Annotated in this window: 13 protein-coding genes and 1 tRNA gene; 4 read left to right on the top strand and 10 right to left on the bottom strand. The window is 59.8% G+C overall.

What is annotated here, in order from left to right; translation table 11 throughout:
• Nucleotides 1-52: 52 nt before the first annotated feature.
• Nucleotides 53-1,201, bottom strand: a complete 1,149-nt coding sequence (carA, locus tag DWB67_RS02570) for a glutamine-hydrolyzing carbamoyl-phosphate synthase small subunit (protein WP_119806169.1) — start codon at nt 1,199-1,201, stop codon at nt 53-55.
• 156 nt (nt 1,202-1,357) lie between these two features.
• On the opposite strand from carA, the gene DWB67_RS02565 reads away from it, so the two are divergent.
• Nucleotides 1,358-1,819: a GatB/YqeY domain-containing protein gene (locus DWB67_RS02565; protein WP_119805914.1), complete on the top strand. Its 462-nt coding sequence runs from the start codon at nt 1,358-1,360 to the stop codon at nt 1,817-1,819.
• Between the two features lie 42 nt (nt 1,820-1,861).
• Complete coding sequence (locus tag DWB67_RS02560; RefSeq protein WP_119805913.1) at nt 1,862-2,050, top strand: DUF3008 family protein; 189 nt, start codon at nt 1,862-1,864, stop codon at nt 2,048-2,050.
• 37 nt (nt 2,051-2,087) lie between these two features.
• Here the strand turns inward: DWB67_RS02560 and DWB67_RS02555 are convergent, their stop codons facing one another.
• The 4 genes from DWB67_RS02555 to lipB form a co-directional block, all read right to left on the bottom strand.
• Entirely contained in the window at nt 2,088-2,585 is a 498-nt protein-coding gene (locus DWB67_RS02555) for a DUF2244 domain-containing protein (protein ID WP_119805912.1), read from the bottom strand.
• A 9-nt stretch (nt 2,586-2,594) separates the two neighbouring features.
• Nucleotides 2,595-4,271: a cytochrome c oxidase subunit 1 gene (locus DWB67_RS02550; protein WP_119805911.1), complete on the bottom strand. Its 1,677-nt coding sequence runs from the start codon at nt 4,269-4,271 to the stop codon at nt 2,595-2,597.
• Nucleotides 4,272-4,453: 182 nt separating this feature from the next.
• A complete protein-coding gene (locus DWB67_RS02545; protein WP_119805910.1) occupies nt 4,454-4,885 on the bottom strand; it encodes a cytochrome c family protein in 432 nt (143 codons plus the stop codon).
• A gap of 106 nt (nt 4,886-4,991) precedes the next feature.
• Nucleotides 4,992-5,678, bottom strand: a complete 687-nt coding sequence (lipB, locus tag DWB67_RS02540) for a lipoyl(octanoyl) transferase LipB (protein ID WP_255418512.1) — start codon at nt 5,676-5,678, stop codon at nt 4,992-4,994.
• An 81-nt stretch (nt 5,679-5,759) separates the two neighbouring features.
• On the opposite strand from lipB, the gene DWB67_RS02535 reads away from it, so the two are divergent.
• A tRNA-Leu gene (locus DWB67_RS02535) sits at nt 5,760-5,846 on the top strand.
• Between the two features lie 111 nt (nt 5,847-5,957).
• On the opposite strand, the gene DWB67_RS02530 is transcribed toward DWB67_RS02535, so the two are convergent.
• Genes DWB67_RS02530 through DWB67_RS02520 form a run of 3 tightly spaced genes read right to left on the bottom strand, consistent with a single transcriptional unit; the run spans nt 5,958 to nt 11,671 of the window.
• Nucleotides 5,958-7,346: an efflux transporter outer membrane subunit gene (locus DWB67_RS02530; RefSeq protein ID WP_255418511.1), complete on the bottom strand. Its 1,389-nt coding sequence runs from the start codon at nt 7,344-7,346 to the stop codon at nt 5,958-5,960.
• Nucleotides 7,343-10,450: an efflux RND transporter permease subunit gene (locus tag DWB67_RS02525; RefSeq protein WP_119805909.1), complete on the bottom strand. Its 3,108-nt coding sequence runs from the start codon at nt 10,448-10,450 to the stop codon at nt 7,343-7,345. The genes DWB67_RS02530 and DWB67_RS02525 overlap by 4 nt, the downstream gene beginning before the upstream one ends.
• Before the next feature lie 6 nt (nt 10,451-10,456).
• The gene (locus DWB67_RS02520) at nt 10,457-11,671 is read right to left on the bottom strand and encodes an efflux RND transporter periplasmic adaptor subunit (RefSeq protein WP_119805908.1); all 1,215 of its coding nucleotides are present in this window, start codon (nt 11,669-11,671) and stop codon (nt 10,457-10,459) included.
• Nucleotides 11,672-11,785: 114 nt separating this feature from the next.
• On the opposite strand from DWB67_RS02520, the gene DWB67_RS02515 reads away from it, so the two are divergent.
• A complete protein-coding gene (locus DWB67_RS02515; RefSeq protein WP_119805907.1) occupies nt 11,786-12,373 on the top strand; it encodes a TetR/AcrR family transcriptional regulator in 588 nt (195 codons plus the stop codon).
• On the opposite strand, the gene DWB67_RS02510 is transcribed toward DWB67_RS02515, so the two are convergent.
• Both DWB67_RS02510 and DWB67_RS02505 read right to left on the bottom strand, forming a co-directional pair.
• Nucleotides 12,359-15,787: a chemotaxis protein CheB gene (locus DWB67_RS02510; protein ID WP_119805906.1), complete on the bottom strand. Its 3,429-nt coding sequence runs from the start codon at nt 15,785-15,787 to the stop codon at nt 12,359-12,361. The genes DWB67_RS02515 and DWB67_RS02510 overlap by 15 nt on opposite strands.
• Complete coding sequence (locus DWB67_RS02505; RefSeq protein WP_182911464.1) at nt 15,780-16,307, bottom strand: PAS domain-containing protein; 528 nt, start codon at nt 16,305-16,307, stop codon at nt 15,780-15,782. Before DWB67_RS02505 ends, DWB67_RS02510 begins: the two co-directional genes overlap by 8 nt.
• Nucleotides 16,308-16,402: the final 95 nt, after the last annotated feature.

Genomic DNA, 16,402 nt, shown 5'->3' with positions numbered 1-16,402 from the left:
GTTAAGCCGTCGCATGGCAAGGGCGTCCGGCCCCTGCCATGTGGCGCATTTTTCAGCTGCGACGCGCGCGCATCGACTCCGTGAACCGCTTGAACAGATACATGCTGTCTTGCGGACCGGGCGAGGCTTCGGGGTGATGCTGGACCGAAAACACCGGACGATCGGTCATGCGGATACCGCAATTGCTGCCGTCAAACAGGCTGACATGGGTTTCCAGAACACCCTCGGGCAGGGTCTGCGAATCGACCGCGAACCCGTGGTTCATCGAGGTGATCTCGACCTTGCCGGTTTCCATGTCGCGCACGGGATGGTTTGCACCGTGGTGGCCATGGCTCATCTTGACGGTCTTGGCACCAAGTGCCAGCGCCAGCATCTGGTGGCCAAGGCAGATGCCGAAGATCGGCAGATCGCTTTTCAGCAGCGACTGGATCATCGGCACGGCATAGACGCCGGTCGCGGCCGGATCGCCGGGGCCATTTGCAAGGAAGATGCCCTCGGGTTCATGGGCCATGATTTCCTCGGCGGTGGCAGAGGCGGGCATGACCGTTACATCGGCACCATGAGACACCAGCGACCGCAGGATGTTACGCTTGGCCCCATAGTCGATGGCGACGACCTTGAACGGCTTGGCCTCGGGCGAGGTGCCAAAGCCGGTGGCCCATTCCCAAGCGCCCTGATCCCATTTGTAGGTTTGCGCGCAGCTGACGGTCTTTGCCAGATCCAGTCCGACCAGCCCCTGCCAGTCGCGTGCCTTTGCAATCATCGCCTCGATGTCGAAATTGCCTTCAGGGTCATGGGACAGCACGACATGCGGTGCGCCCTGCTGGCGGATCGCGCGGGTCAGGCGACGGGTGTCGACAGCGCCGATACCGATGCGGCCAAGGCGGGTCATCCATTCGGTCAATTCGGCGGTGGCGCGCCAGTTCGACGATTGCGTCGGGTCCCAACGCACGACCATGCCGCTGGCAACCGGATCCTGTGCTTCGTCGTCTTCCGTGGTCACACCGGTATTGCCGATATGGGGGAAGGTGAAGGTCACGATCTGGCTGGCATAGGACGGATCGGTCATGATCTCTTGATAGCCGGTCATCGCGGTGTTGAAGACCAGTTCGGCGACAACTTCACCGGTTGCGCCAAAGCCTCGACCGTAAAATACGGTCCCGTCGGCAAGCACTAGGCAGGCAGTCGGTTTTACAGCCATATCGGCACCTCTGGAACTGAAATTTTGTGGTGAATAGGAGGGGCCAGCCCCAAGGTCAAGCCGCAGCATCGTTTGCGGGCGCTTGAATTGCGCCGCCCATGCGCCTAGATCGTCGTCTTTGCGGCGCAATCCGCGCCCGTCATCGGAGACCGGATCATGGAACTGCGCAGCAAGCTGCAAGCCGCGACCAAAGAAGCAATGAAGGCCCGCGACACCGCCCGCCTGTCCACGCTGCGCCTGATTAGCGCTGCCGTCAAGGACCGGGAAATCGCGGCCCGCGGCGGCGATGGCGACGGCACCCTCAGCGAAGGTGATCTGATCCTGATCATGTCGCGCATGGTCAAACAGCGTCAGGAATCGGCCAAAGCCTATGAAGAGGCTGGCCGCCTGGAACTGGCATCCAAGGAAGAAGACGAAATCAGCGTCATTCAGGAATTCCTGCCCCGCCAGATGGATGACGCCGAAACCCGTGCGGCCATCGACAAGGCCATTGCCGATCTGGGTGCAGAAGGTATCCGTGATATGGGCCGTGTCATGGCCGCGTTGAAGGAACGTCATGCCGGCCAGATGGACTTCGGCGCGGTCGGTCCTGCGGTGAAAGATCGCCTGCTGGCCTGAACCTGACGGGCTTTAAGGCGTTTGCTGGCAGGAGGTGACTTTATGCCAGCAAAATCCAAAGCCCAACAACGCGCTGCCGGTGCAGCATTGTCTGCCAAGCGCGGCGATACCAAAGTCGGCGACCTGCAAGGCGCGTCCAAGGATATGTATCACAGCATGACGAAGGACGAGTTGGAAGATTTCGCCGCGACAGATCACGACGATCTGCCGGACCATGTCGAAGAAGACTGACTGACTTGAACGGGCAGGGGAAACCCCGCCCGTTTTTCTATCCGCGCATACGATCAATTGCGCGGGTCAGTTCTTCGCAAAGCACACGGCGTTCGGGCGGGGTCAGAAAGACGCCCAGCTCTATTTCCCTCTGGCCGTCGGTCAGGGTCAGGTAAGCCTCGACCGGACCTTTGCGGATATGGGCGCGCACCCAATAGCTGTTGGTGCGCCATTCGCGTTCCGGCTTGCCGGGATCGGACCGGCGCACGGTCAGATGCTGCCGGTCCAGCGTCAATTCTTCGTGCGTCTGGCCGGTGCGATAGCTTTGCTGAAGCGCGAACCAGATACCCGCCACGACAATGGCGCCAAAAGGTAACAACCCCCACAGGATCGGTGACCCCAATACCGCGATGATCGGCAGTGCCAGAAGAATCGCGGTTGTGGCAATAAACCAGACAAACCCTTTGCGTGGCAGCGACCGGTGCGGCCACAGGGTCAGTTTTTGCAGAACGGCCCCGGAATCATCCAGGGCCGTTTGTATCCATTGATATGGCATCGCGTTGCCTTAGTGGGCCGGAGTACGGTCCCAGTCTTCGCGCTTGGGCAGCTGCTCGAACGTATGTTCGGGCGGGGGCGATGACAGGGTCCATTCCAGCGTATCGGCGTATTCGTTCCAGTAGTTGTTCTGGGTGATGCGCTTACCTGCGAACAGGGTGTAGGCCATGATCCCGAAGAAGAACAGGAACGAGGCAAAGGACAGATAGGCCCCAAGCGAGCTGATGTTGTTCCAATACGCAAACTCGACCGGATAATCGATATAGCGGCGCGGCATGCCTTGGCGGCCAAGGAAGTGCTGCGGGAAGAACGTCAGGTTGGCACCGATAAACATCATCCAAAAGTGCAGTTTACCTGCCCATTCGGGATATTCACGGCCCGACATTTTGCCGATCCAGTAATAGATACCGGCAAAGATCGCAAAGACCGCACCCAGCGACATCACATAGTGGAAGTGGGCAACGACGTAATAGGTGTCGTGATACACACGGTCCAGCGGCGCTTGGCTCAGAACCACACCGGTCACACCGCCGACGGTGAACAGGAACAGGAAGCCGAAGGCCCAGAGCATGGGGGTCTTGAACTCAACCGAGCCGCCCCACATCGTGGCGATCCAGCTGAACACCTTGATGCCCGTGGGCACGGCGATGGTCATGGTCGCCAGCATGAAATAGCTTTGCTGGGTCAGCGACATGCCGACGGTGTACATGTGGTGTGCCCAGACGACGAAGCCCAGAACACCGATTGCGGCCATGGCCAGAACCATCGGCAGGTAACCGAAGATCGGCTTCTTCGAGAAAGTCGCGATCACATGGCTGATGATGCCAAAGCCGGGCAGCACGATGATATACACCTCGGGGTGGCCGAAGAACCACAGGATGTGCTGGTACAGGATCGGGTCGCCGCCGCCTGCGGGATTGAAGAAATTGGTCCCGAAGTTGCGGTCCATCAGCAGCATGGTGATGGCACCGGCCAGAACCGGCAGGGCCAGAACGATCAGCCATGCGGTGATAAAGACCGACCATGCGAACAGCGGCACCTTGAACATGGTCATGCCGGGGGCACGCATGTTCAGGAAGGTGGTGATGATGTTGATGGCACCCACGATGGACGATGCACCCGAGACGTGGACGGCGAAGATCGCCAGATCCATCGAATACCCGCCTTCAGATGTCGAAAGCGGCGGATAAAGCACCCAGCCCACGCCGGACCCCAGCTGCTGGTTGCCACCGGGCGTCAGCAGCGATGCGATGCCAAGGGCCAGACCCGCAACATACAGCCAGTAGCTGAGGTTGTTCATGCGCGGGAAGCTCATGTCCGGTGCACCGATCTGCAGCGGCATGAAATAGTTGCCGAAACCGCCGAATAATGCCGGAATCACGACAAAAAACATCATCAGGACACCGTGATAGGTGATCATGACGTTCCAAAGGTGACCGTTCGGGGTGCATTCACGCGCCGCATCGGCGATGAAACGTGCCCCTTCAAGGCACATATACTGCACACCCGGATTCTGCAGTTCCATCCGCATATAGACGGTGAAACTGACCGAGATCAGACCGGCCAGCGCAGCAGTAAACAGATAAAGAATACCAATATCTTTATGATTGGTAGACATGAACCAACGGGTGAAGAATCCGCGGTTGTCGTGGTGATCATCGTGGCCGTGTGCGGCTGCGTCTGCCATACCCGAACTCCCTCAAGCTGTCGTCGATCCGGCCTGGCAGACCGGCATTATCACGCTTTCTTTAACGCACCCGTGATCACCGGGCAATGCGTCACGGTGGCCTGTTGGTGCGCCTCTGCCAGAATACCACAGTTGGCAGAGGCTGGTTTTGCGTTACCTGCGGCGGATTGCCGCAACGGCTGTCACTTCGCGGGGGACACGCTGGTCAGATATGCCGCGATGTCGGACTGGTTGCGGTTCAGCTTGAAGGTCATCTTGCTGCGGACGCTGTCATCACCGGATTTATCCTCGACCCATTGCGTGGGGTCGGTGACATAGGCCACCAGCTCTTCCTCGGTCCAGTCCATGTCGGGGTTGGCTGCGGCGGCCGCCAGAATACCGTCGCCATAACGGAAACCTTCCTGCGACGCGATTTTTCGACCCATCAAGCCCCAGAGGTTCGGACCGACCGCGCCGCCCCGGACGATGTCGGTGCCACTGTCGTCCTTGATCATATGGCAGGCGCGGCATTTGCGGAATTCTTTTTCACCGGCAGCCACATCGCCCGCATCCTGTGCAACGGCGGGAATGGCTAGGGTCGCGCCCAGAAGGGCGCCAACAATGGTTGATTTCATAATAATATCCTCGCTGGACCCGAGGTCGGGTCAGTATCTGATGCCGATCCTACAATCAGCTAGGACGGGAAATCCAGTCAGCGAAACGTCGCATTCCGAGAATTGATCAGGTCTGGCTGAAAACGCTGGTAAATCCGTGACGCAACGCCACGTCCAGATCGGCCATCCCAACAGGCAGACCCATATCGACCAGCGACGTGACCCCGTGGCCACTGATACCGCAAGGGACGATCCCGTCATAATGGTCCAGATCGGGGTCCACATTAATAGAGATCCCGTGGAAGCTGACCCAGCGACGCAGTTTCACCCCGATGGCGGCAATCTTGTCTTCGCGCGCACTGCCGTCGAACAGGGCCGGCTTGTCAGGGCGGGGGACCCAGACGCCGACGCGCCCTTCGCTGATGTGGCTGCTGACGCCGAATTCGGCCAGCGCTGCAATCACCCATGCTTCAAGCTGGCCGACAAAGGCGCGGACGTCGCGGCCCCGTTTGTTCAGGTCCAGCATGACATAAACGATTCGCTGGCCCGGACCGTGATAGGTATATTGCCCGCCGCGCCCTGTCGCATGGACAGGAAAGCGCGGGTTCAGCAGATCCTGCGGTTTGGCGCTGGTGCCGGCGGTGTACAGCGGCGGATGTTCGACCAGCCAGATGCATTCATCGGCCTCGCCCGCCAGAATTGCGGCAACGCGGGCTTCCATGAAGGCCACGGCCTCGTCATGACCTGTCAGGCCGTCACTGATAATCCATTCAACCATGGGGCAGGATGTGGCGCGACTGGCGTGGTTCGTCAATCCTGTTCGACAAGGCTGACGGGTGACAAAAACCTCTTTTCTTTGTCTGAAGGCTCGGTTATGACGCGGCTACCTCAAGATGCGGCCGTGGCGGAATTGGTAGACGCGCAGCGTTGAGGTCGCTGTTCCTTAACCGGAGTGGAAGTTCGAGTCTTCTCGGCCGCACCAGATGTACCATTAAAAAAGCGCCTGCCCTGATGTTCAGGGCGGCGCTTTTTTCGTTTTGATCTGCAGGCAGACGGAAAAGCGGCTGCATCGGGATACAGCCGCTTGTCGCGATCAGTTGACGATTTTTTCGACCGCAGCGCCCGCACCTGTGGCGATTTGTAGAACGGCCCATTCCTTGGCTGCATCATTGCGTGCCGATGCCGCTGACAGACGGGCGGCCGCACGCTGGCGGTCGGCGTCCAGAAGGTCCACCAGTTCCAAAGCGCCGGCTTCGAAATTGGTGCGTGCCAGCTGGTAGGCCCGATCATAAGAGGCCGCAGCCTTATCCAGCGTGGCGACCCGCTGACGATAACGGCGCAGGTTGGACTGGCTGGTCTGCACATCTTCGACCGCGGCGGCGATCTGGGTGCGATAGGCGATATCGGCCTGACGCGCCTCGGAGATACGACGGCTGCGTGTGGCCTGCAACAGACCCTGATTTGCGATCGGCAGCGAAATTCCCGGACCGAAGCCCCAGCTGTTCGAACCGCTGGAATCGCTGACTGTTCCGTTGAGGGTCAGCGATGGCAGCATATCCGCTGTGGCCACGCCGATTTCGGCCAGTGCCTCGACCAGATCCTGTTGGGTGGACAGGATGTCGGGGCGGTTGCGAAGCAGATCCGCAGGAACGCCGGTGCCCGGGCCGGGTGGAATGCGCAGCGCACTGGAACCGGATTTCATGCGCCTCATCAGCGGGTTGGCTTGCTGGTTCAGCAGCGTCGAAAGACTATAGACCTCGGCGTTGAACAGAGCCTCGTAGTTGGGCAGATCCGCGCGGGCGGTTTCCAGCAGGGCCTGCGTCTGTGCGGTATCATATTCGGTCGCCAGACCCAGCGACAGCATATTGTTGGTGACCTGCAGCGTGCTTTCGCGCGCATCGATCGTGTCGCGGGTCAGCGCCAGCGCCTGCTGGTAATAGCGGGCGTCGGAATAGGCGCTGATCACCTCGGCCAGCCATGCAAGGCGGGTGACCTGTGCCTCGGCTTCTGCAGATGCATAGGCGGCATTGGCGCTTTCGCGGGCGCGGCGTGCGCCCCCGAACAAGTCGAAGACATAGGTGGCCGTCAGGCTGCCCGATGTGGAATAACCGGTCGAGGACCCGTCGCTGCCGACACGCTGGCGGCCAAGGCTGGCGTCGCTGCCCGAAACCTGCGCGGCCAAGGGCGCGGCGGCGCGCACATCCGCTGCGGCGGCGCGGATACGTTCGTTCGCAGCCAGAATATCCAGACTTGTGCCCAGACCTTCCGCGATCAGCTGTGACAGGATCCGGTCCTGATAATTCGACCAGAAGGCTGTCGTCGTGGTTTGCGCCGGGGCCGTGCCTTCGCCTTCGACAAAGCCGGCCGGCACTTTGGTTTCCGGCAAATCGGTGGGGTCAGGCCCCACCGCAGCACAAGCAGAGATCAGCAGCAAAGCCGTCAGCGACAGCGCCGCGCGCCGTGGAAAACGTGGGAGGATCACGAGGTTTTTTCCTTTCGCGACAGGAAGTTGCGTGTTTTCAACACGACGATATAGAAGACAGGAACAAGGAAGATGCCGATGACTGCGGATGCTGTCATACCGCCCAGAACCCCGATCCCGATCGAATTTTGTGCACCTGCACCCGCGCCGGTGGCTTTTGCCAGTGGCAGCACCCCCAGCATAAAGGCAAAAGTGGTCATCAGGATAGGACGCAGACGCTGGCGCGATGCGATCAGGGCCGCATCCAGCATGGATTTACCCTCTTTAATCTGGGCTTCGGCAAATTCGACGATCAGAATGGCGTTTCGCGCGGCCAGACCGATTGTCGTCAACAGGCCGACCTTGAAGTACACGTCGTTCGTTTGGCCGAAATACAGCGCAGCCGCCAAGGCCCCCATGATCCCGATGGGCACCGTCATCATGACGGCAATGGGTACTGCCCAGCTTTCATAAAGTGCGGCCAGCGACAGGAAGACGACCAGCGCCGAAAGGGCGAACAGGATAGGGGCCTGATTGCCCGACAGCCGTTCCTGATAGGAAAGGCCGGTCCATTCCGCCGCATAATTGCCGTCCAGTTCGCCGACCATTTCTTCCATCGCATTCATGGCCGCCCCCGAGGACAGGCCCTGCACCGCAGAACCGCTAAGTTCCAGCGCGCGGGTGCCGCCGAAGCGGGCCAGTGCGTTGGGTTCCTCGTCCCATGTCTGGGTCGAGAAGGCCCCGAAGGACACCATTTCGTCGTCGGAATTGCGGGCATACCAGTTCTCGATATCGTCAGGCTGGGACCGGCTTGCAGCCTCGCCCTGAACGATGACCGGACGCAGGTCGGTGCCCAATGCGAAGTCGTTCACATCACTGCCCGAGAAGATGACCGACAACATAGCGTTCACTTCCGAAATCGACAGTCCGAAAGCCGCGGCCTTCTGCTGGTCGATATCCAGCCGCAAAGATGTCTGGGTTTTGGATTCATTGCCACGCAGTCCCGTGACACGCCCGTCATCCTGAGCGGTTGCGACCAATTCGTTCGCAGCCTCCATCAGGCGTTCCTGACCCTGTCCCGACTGGTCGACCAGATACATGGTAAAGCCCGAAGACGATCCAAGACCCTGGATTGCAGGCGGTTGCAGGAAGAAGACCTGTCCCTGACGGTTGTTCATGAAGAAATGCGTATTGGCGCGCGACACCAGCGAGGGCAGGTCAAAGCCTTCGCGGTCTTCGTAATCACGCAGCTTCATGAAGACCATAGCATAGCTTTGGCCCGAACCCGCAAAACTGAAGCCCAAGGGGGCAAAGACGGATTGCACCGTCTCGGATTCCTCGTTCAGCAGATATTGCTCGATCTTTTCGACGGTGGCACGGGTCTGGTCGGTGGTTGCCCCATCGGGTCCCTGAACGATGGCAAGGGCGACGCCCTGATCCTCGTTCGGCAGGAAGGATTCCGGCAGGCGTTCATAAAGCAGGCCGATGCTGAACAGGATGGCTGCCAGAACCACCAGCATGCGGAAGGGCCGCTTGATCCAGCGCCCCACGACGCTGGCATAGCCATTGGTCACACGGTCCAGATTGCGGTTGAACCAGCGTGCGGGTGCAATCGCGTCGCCATGCTTGCGCGGACGCAGCAGGCTGGCACACATGGCGGGCGTCAGGATCAGGGCCACTGCCAGCGACAACCCCATGGCGGTGATGATCGTGACCGAGAACTGTTTATAAATCACGCCCGTCGAACCGGTCATAAAGGCCATGGGCAGGAACACCGCCGACAGGACCAGCACAATGCCGACCAGTGCCGAGGAAATTTCATCCATGCTTTTTTCGGTGGCCTCGACAGCGCTCAGGCCCTCTTCCTCCATCACGCGTTCGACGTTCTCCACCACAACGATGGCGTCATCGACCAACAGACCGATGGCCAGCACAAGTGCGAACATCGTCAGTGTGTTGATGGTAAAGCCCGCTGCTGCCAGCACGGCAAAGGTCCCCAGCATAACAACCGGAATCGCGATGACCGGAATGATCGTGGCGCGCCAGCTTTGCAAAAAGGCCAGAATTACGAAAAAGACCAGCAAAACGGCTTCGCCCAAGGTGTGATACACCTGTTCGATCGATTCCTCGACAAAGGGCGAGGTGTCATAGGGATAGACAACCTCGACGCCGGTCGGCAGGGCCGATGTGATCGTTTCGATGGTTTCGCGCACGGCATGGGCGGTGTCGACCGCATTCGCGCCGGTGGCAAGGTTCACGGCAAAACCGGCGGCAGGGTTGCCGTTGTAACGGGCCGAGCCGCCATAGCTTTCCTGCCCGATCTCGATCCGCGCAACATCGCCCAGAAACACCGTCGAACCATCGGTATCCACGCGCAGCAGGATGTTTTCGAATTCTTCGACAGTGGACAGCTGCGATTGTGCCGACAGGGTCACGGTCATCCGCTGACCCTGCATGGTGGGCTGTGCACCCAGATCACCGACGGTGACATTGGTGTTCTGCGCCGCGACAGCTGCGGTAATATCGGATGGCGTGACCTGATACTGGTTCATTTTTGACGGGTCCATCCAGACCCGCATGGCATAACCGGACCCGAAGGTGCTGATCGACCCGACGCCGGGGGTCCGCTTGACCGGATCCTCGATCAGCTGGGAAATCAGATCGCCCAGTTCCACCGACGAAAAATCGTCATTCGCAGCCGTCAACGCCCCGACCAGCAAAATAGAGGAAGTCGAGCGTGTGACCGAAACACCAGCATCCTGCACACGGTCCGGCAGCTGCGATGTGACCAGCTGCAGTTTGTTCTGCACCTGCACCTGCGCGATATCGGCATCGACCGTGTCGTCAAAGACCAGTGACACCGACACGCTGCCCGGTGTTGAATCCGACGTCATATAGGTCAGACCGTCGATGCCGGTCATGGCATCCTCGATCACGGTGGTGACGGATGTTTCCACAATATCCGCGGAAGCACCGGTATAGGTTGCGCTGATACGCACGGTCGTCGGGGCGATCTGGGGATATTGTTCGATGGCAAGGCTGTTCAGGCCGATGGCCCCGATCAACATGGTGATCAGGGCAAGAACCCATGCGAAAACAGGGCGGTGAATAAAGAAGCGGGCCATACGGGGTTACTCCGTCGCGGTCGCGTCGGCAGCCGCTGGCGTGCCTTCGGGGGTGTCTGAAGCGGCGGCCTGATCGTCGGTCACTTCGCGGATAACGCCGTTTTCGTCGAAGGTCACAGGAATGGTTGTCACCTCGGTTCCTTCTTGCAGGCCGGTCAGGCCGTCAACGACCAGAACGTCGCCGTCTTCCAGACCCTCGGTGATGATCCATTGCTGCTGATAGCTGCCTTCGTCTTCCAGCTGCCGTTTGCTGACCTTGCCATCGACGACGACCCATGCCGTCAGTGTGCCGACCTTGTCCCGCGTGGCAGAGGACTGCGACACCAGCAGGGCCGATGTGGTGCCCAGTTCAACCTGACCGCGCAGGAACATGCCCGGCAGAATGATGTTTTCGGGGTTTTCGAAACGGAACCGCGTGTCGATCGCCCCCGTCGAGGTCGAAACCGTGACACCGGGCGCCACCATTTCGCCGATGGCCTGATACGTCCGCCCGTTTTCCAGCGTCAGCGTCGCGTTCAATTCGTCATTGATACGCAGGCTGCCGTCCTTGATTTCGTCCATCACCTTCAGGATACGGGACGAGGGTTCGTACATATCGACCTCGATCGGGTCCAGCTGTGTCACGGTCGTCATTGCGTCGGTCTGGTTTTCGGTCACCAGATCGCCGACAGACACATCGGCCACACTGGCGATGCCGTTGATCGGACTTGTGATCGTCGTGCGGTCCAGATCCTGCTGCGCCAGCGTCAGCGCCGCCTGCGCTGATTGCAGGGTGGCATTGGCCTGATCCAGCGTCGCCAAGGCGGTTTCGACCTGTGACTGCGTCGTGCCCGAACCCAGCAGCTTGCGATTGCGTTCATAGGACGACTGGGCCTGCGTGACCTGCGCCTGCGCCGAGGAGACATCGGCCTCGGCACTGGCCAGATTGGCCTGATAGGTCGTATCCTCGATGCGGAACATCGGGGTGCCTGCCTCGATCTGTTTGCCCGGCTCATACAGGATTTCGGTCACAATCCCGCTGACGCGCGGGCGGATATCTGTGCTTGCGGCCGCAACTGCGCGGCCCGGAAGGGTCACGATGCGCGGGACGTCCTGCAAGGATAACGTCACGACACCGACCGATTTGGGGGGCATACCACCGGGGGCCTGTGCCCAGACAGGTGCTGCAATGAAAATGGCAGCAGCCGCTGCCACGCCTGCTGTAAGGTTGGTCTTGCGCATGATCCGGTTTCCCGATTTTTGCCCATTTGGGGGCGCCACTGTTGGCCGCTGATTGCATAGAATTGCGGAGTGTGCAATGTTTGCCCGCACTGCAGATTAAAGGCTGCCTAGGATATGAACACAGATCTTCGTGACAAACGCAGGCGTCAGACCGCCCGCGACATCCAGCTGGCCGCATTATGGCTGGCGACCCGTCACGGCTACGGGGCCATTACGACCGAGGCGATCGCTACCGAAGCAGGGGTCAGTCCACGGACGTTCTTCAATTATTATAACAACAAGCAGGCCGCGATCATTGGCCAGCCGACCTTGTTGAACGCTGCCGACAACGCATGGATTATCACGTCCGACCAACCGTTGATTGACGATCTACTGAAAGTTCTAACACATTTGCTTGAAAACGATCAGCCTGATCGTGAATTGATCCGGATGATCAAGCATCTGTCAGATTGCTGCCCCGAGCTTTTTGCGATTTTCCGCGACTCGATGGATCAGATCGCATCCGTGCTTGGCGGGCTTCTGGTCGAGCGTCTGGGGTCCACGCACCATCTGGCCGCGCAGTTGCTGGCGGATATGGCGGTCGAGGCGTTTTGCGCCGCCGTTATGCAATGGGCCGTTGATGACACCATGACCGAGGCTGAAATCCCCGAGCTGGTACGCAGCCAGTTGACGCAGGTGCGGGATTATCTAGGCACTGCGTGATTTTTCCAGATCGAAACGCAGCCGCGTCCGGCGGCAGCGGGGCGTTTGCGCGATATCCAGTTCGCTGCCGATCTGTGCGGCCGCACCCTCTAGCAGGACGGAACCGAAGCCGCCGCCATCGCTGTGTTCGGGCTGGTCGCTGTCATATTCTTCGGCCCAGTCAAGAATGACCTGATTGCCTTTGACCTGCCATGTCACCCTCAGCGTCCCGTCCGTTGGACCCAGAACGCCGTATTTGAACGCATTGGTCGCCAGTTCATGCATGATCAGTGACAAAGGCACCACCTGCGACGGCTGGACAACTGTCTCATCGCCGGATGTATCGACCCTTGCGCCGCGATAGGGGGCCAGCGTCGTAGTCACCAGACTTTCCAGCTTGATCTGTTCGTTACGACCGCGCGACGTGGTCAGCCCGTGCGACCGTGCCAAGGCGTTGATGCGGCTGGACACCTCGTCCACGACTTCTTGTGCGTCATCGGTTTCACGGGCCGCCATCCGCAACATTGCGGAAATCTGGGTGAACAGGTTTTTGACGCGGTGGTCCATTTCGGAAATCACCGCCTCGCGCAGCTTGGCCGCCGATTGCGCCGAGGTGACATCGACCATAACCCCTAGCACCCGCTTAGCTTCATCCGCCGTGCCAAAGACCTGACCAGAGGTTTCCAGCAAAACATCCGACAGGGCATTGGACGATGGTGCGATCACGCGGCGGAAATCACGGCCCGTGCCGCAGGCGGTCAGATCATCGACCAATGCCGCGCGGTCATGGGGGGCAATCAGTGCCGCGAAGGCCGACAACGGCAATTGCGCCGTCTGTCCGACCCCCAGCAGGTTAGAGCTGTCGTCGATGGTGATCTTCTGCGTTTCGGTATCGAACTGCCAGACGGCAATCCGCGCAAGGGACCGCACGGCTTTCAACCGTTCGTCCTGCCGTTCAACCTCGACCCGCAGATCGCGCAAGTCGGTGACGTCTTCAAAGACCAGCATTGCGCCGTCCAGATATCCTTCGGGTCCGCGATAGGGTTTCACATCGACGCGCCAGACGCGGTCGCGATCTGCCTCGGACAGTTCGGTGCTTTGGGCTTCACCGCTGCTGACGACATCATTGGCCATCCGCAACAATGCGCCGCTGGTAAATACGTTCGAAACATCGGCCAGAGGTCGCCCGTGATCGGATTTACGCAGCGGGAAGATCTGCGTTGCGGCGTTGGTGAAATTGCGGACCCGTACGTCGCGGTCCACGACCAGCAAGGGGATTTTCGTGGCCAGAAAGAAGTTCTGCAGGTCCGAATTTGCCGCGGTCAGATCGTCAATCTTGGATTTCAGTTCGTCGTTGACGGTGCTCAGTTCCTCATTCGTGGACTGAAGCTCCTCGTTCATCGACATCATTTCTTCGTTCGAGCTTTTCAGTTCCTCGTTGGTGGTCTCCAACTCCTCGACCGCGCCGTTCAGCTCGATCTGGACCAGACGCAGCTCTTCCTCCAGCAGGTCATTGCGCGATTCGCGGACATGCAATTCGTCGATATCATCGCTTTCGGGAACGGCGCGGTGGTCGCCTGTTTCCGAAAAGACCAGCAGTACGCTGCGATCGGTCAGCGGTTCTGCAAACAGTGTTACCGGCTGGGACCCCATATCGGAACGTGCGGTCAGGTTGCGCACGATCACGGCGCGCCCCGTGCTGTTGACCTGATCCAGTGCCGCTGCAACGGCATCTTTCAGACCGGCATGCACGATCGAGGATGCCAGAACCGGCTTGCGGGCTGTTGGATCGACCGTAATAAAACGGCCAAGCCTGCCTGCGGTCCACAATACCTCGCCCGCACGCGATACCTGTAAGGATGCGGGGGCGAAGCGGTCCAGTACGCGGCGCTGCGCGGTCTGGATCTGTTTGTCGGGGCCGGATGAAACGCGCGCGGGCGTATTGGTGGCGGGGGTGATCCTATCGCCACCCTCGTGCCGTGCGAAGGGCAGGTCCAGCGGCAAGCGGGCGACACTGTCATCGCGCTGGAACAGCCGTGCGGCGCGATCCAGTTCGCTGAAATGCACCGATTCCCGACGCACCCCTTCGGATGGCCCCAGAAACAGAAAGCCCGAGGGCCGGATTGCATAATGGAAAAGCGGCAGGATCCGCGATTGCAGGTATTCATCCAGATAGATCAGCAGATTGCGGCAGGAAATCAGATCGACCCGCGCAAATGGCGGATCACGCAACAGGCTGTGCAGGGAAAACCGCACGCGGTCGCGCAACTGCGGGGTGATCTGCATCAGGGAATCGCGATGGGTGGTGTATTCGGCGCGGAATTCTTCGGGAATATCGGCCATGGCGCTGATGGGATAGCTGCCCGCCCGCGCCATCTCGATCATCTTCTTGTCGATATCCGAGGCAAAGACCGTAAAACGGGGCCGCACGCCCGCAGCGCGCATTTCGGCATCGATGACCATCGCGATGCTGTAAGCCTCTTCCCCGCTGGAACAGCCCGCCACCCAGACGCGGATTTCTTCGCCATCCGCCGCCTGCACCAAAGGCCGGATCGCCTTTTCGCGCATGGACTGGAACATTTCAGGGTCACGGAAAAAGCGGGTGACGTTGATCAGAAATTCGTTCAGCAGGGCGTCGCATTCTTCGGGCTTGCGCCGCAGGTGGCGCAGGTAATCCTTGGTGCTGGTCATATTCAGCACCTGCAGGCGGCGGCGGATGCGCCGGACCAGCGTGGACATCTTATAGCCGGAAAAATCATGACCGGTCTGGTCCAGCAGATGCTGGCAGATCAGACGGGCATCGGCCAGCATCACATCCTCGGCCAGTTCGGTATCGCTGGATTGGAAGAATTGCAGGATCGACGGCACGATCCGGTCGGGCGGTAGGACGAAATCCACCAGTCCGGTCGATTCCGCCGACATCGGCATCCCGTCATAACGGGCCGTGCGCGGTTCCTGCACCACACATATGCCGCCGTTTTCCTTGATTGCGCGCAGACCCAATGTGCCATCGGCACCCGTTCCCGACAGGATCACGCAAGCCGCCGCCGGTCCCATATCCTTGGCCAGACTTTCAAAGAAATCATCAATGGGACGACGCAATCCGCGTGGCTGGTCGAATTCCGTCAGTTGCAGACAGCCGTCGTGGATGGTCATGCCGACGCCGGGAGGAATGGTATAGACATGGCCGGGTTGCAGGCGTGTGCCTTCTTCGGCCTGCTGGACCAGCAAGGCAGTGCGGCGGTCCAGCAATTCGGCCAGCACGCTGTCATGCGTCGGGTCCAAATGCTGGATGATCACATAGGCGGCAGGGTCATCCCGCCGTGCATCGCGCAACAGATCCTGCAGCGCCTCCAATCCGCCCGCCGAGGCACCGATGCCGACGACGGCAAAGCCCTGGCGGTGTTGCGAGCGTGGGGGTGAGGCGTCATTCATCGCGGACCGTAATCTTTGCAAGTGTGCTGATCGACCTTGCGATCAGTTCGGTGGAATCGGACATGATCAGCCCAAGCTGGTCAGCAGCAAGCCGGACGTCATTCACGCTGCGGGTCAGTTGGCGATCATTGCCGGACTGCGACCCCGTCCGCATCTCGAACTGCGAGGCAAGGACGAATTGCAGATCGCCTGCCAGATCGCGCAGCTTGGACAGAAAGACCAGATTGAGAAAGGCACGACCATCGCGGGTCCGGTTCAGAACCGGAAAGCGACCGTCATTGCGGTCCTTGTCGTGCAGGAATTCCGACATGGCGGCGATCTGGTCAAGCGGAGTGTCAGCGTCCTGCATAAAGCGGCAGTTGCGACCTTCGGCCTGATGCCTGTCGTATCCGGTCAGGCGGGTAAAAGCATCATTGACCAGACATAACGGCATATCGTCAGCCGCTGTCGCAAGCGACAGCGCAATTTGTGACCTTGCGAATTGTGTTCGCAAGATGTCCGGTATTTGGGTAGCGGCCATTACATTCCTGTCATAAACGGCACAAAGCCGTCCGTTGTCGATAAAGTAAGAACTTGGTTCGGTCCGGACAAGCAGAGATTTGTTAGCTTGCGGCC

Origin of the sequence: Paracoccus sp. JM45, from assembly GCF_003590715.1 — a bacterium.
GTDB lineage: Bacteria > Pseudomonadota > Alphaproteobacteria > Rhodobacterales > Rhodobacteraceae > Paracoccus.
Note: the sequence above shows the minus strand (reverse complement) of the source record. Positions and strands in the feature narration are given on the sequence as shown.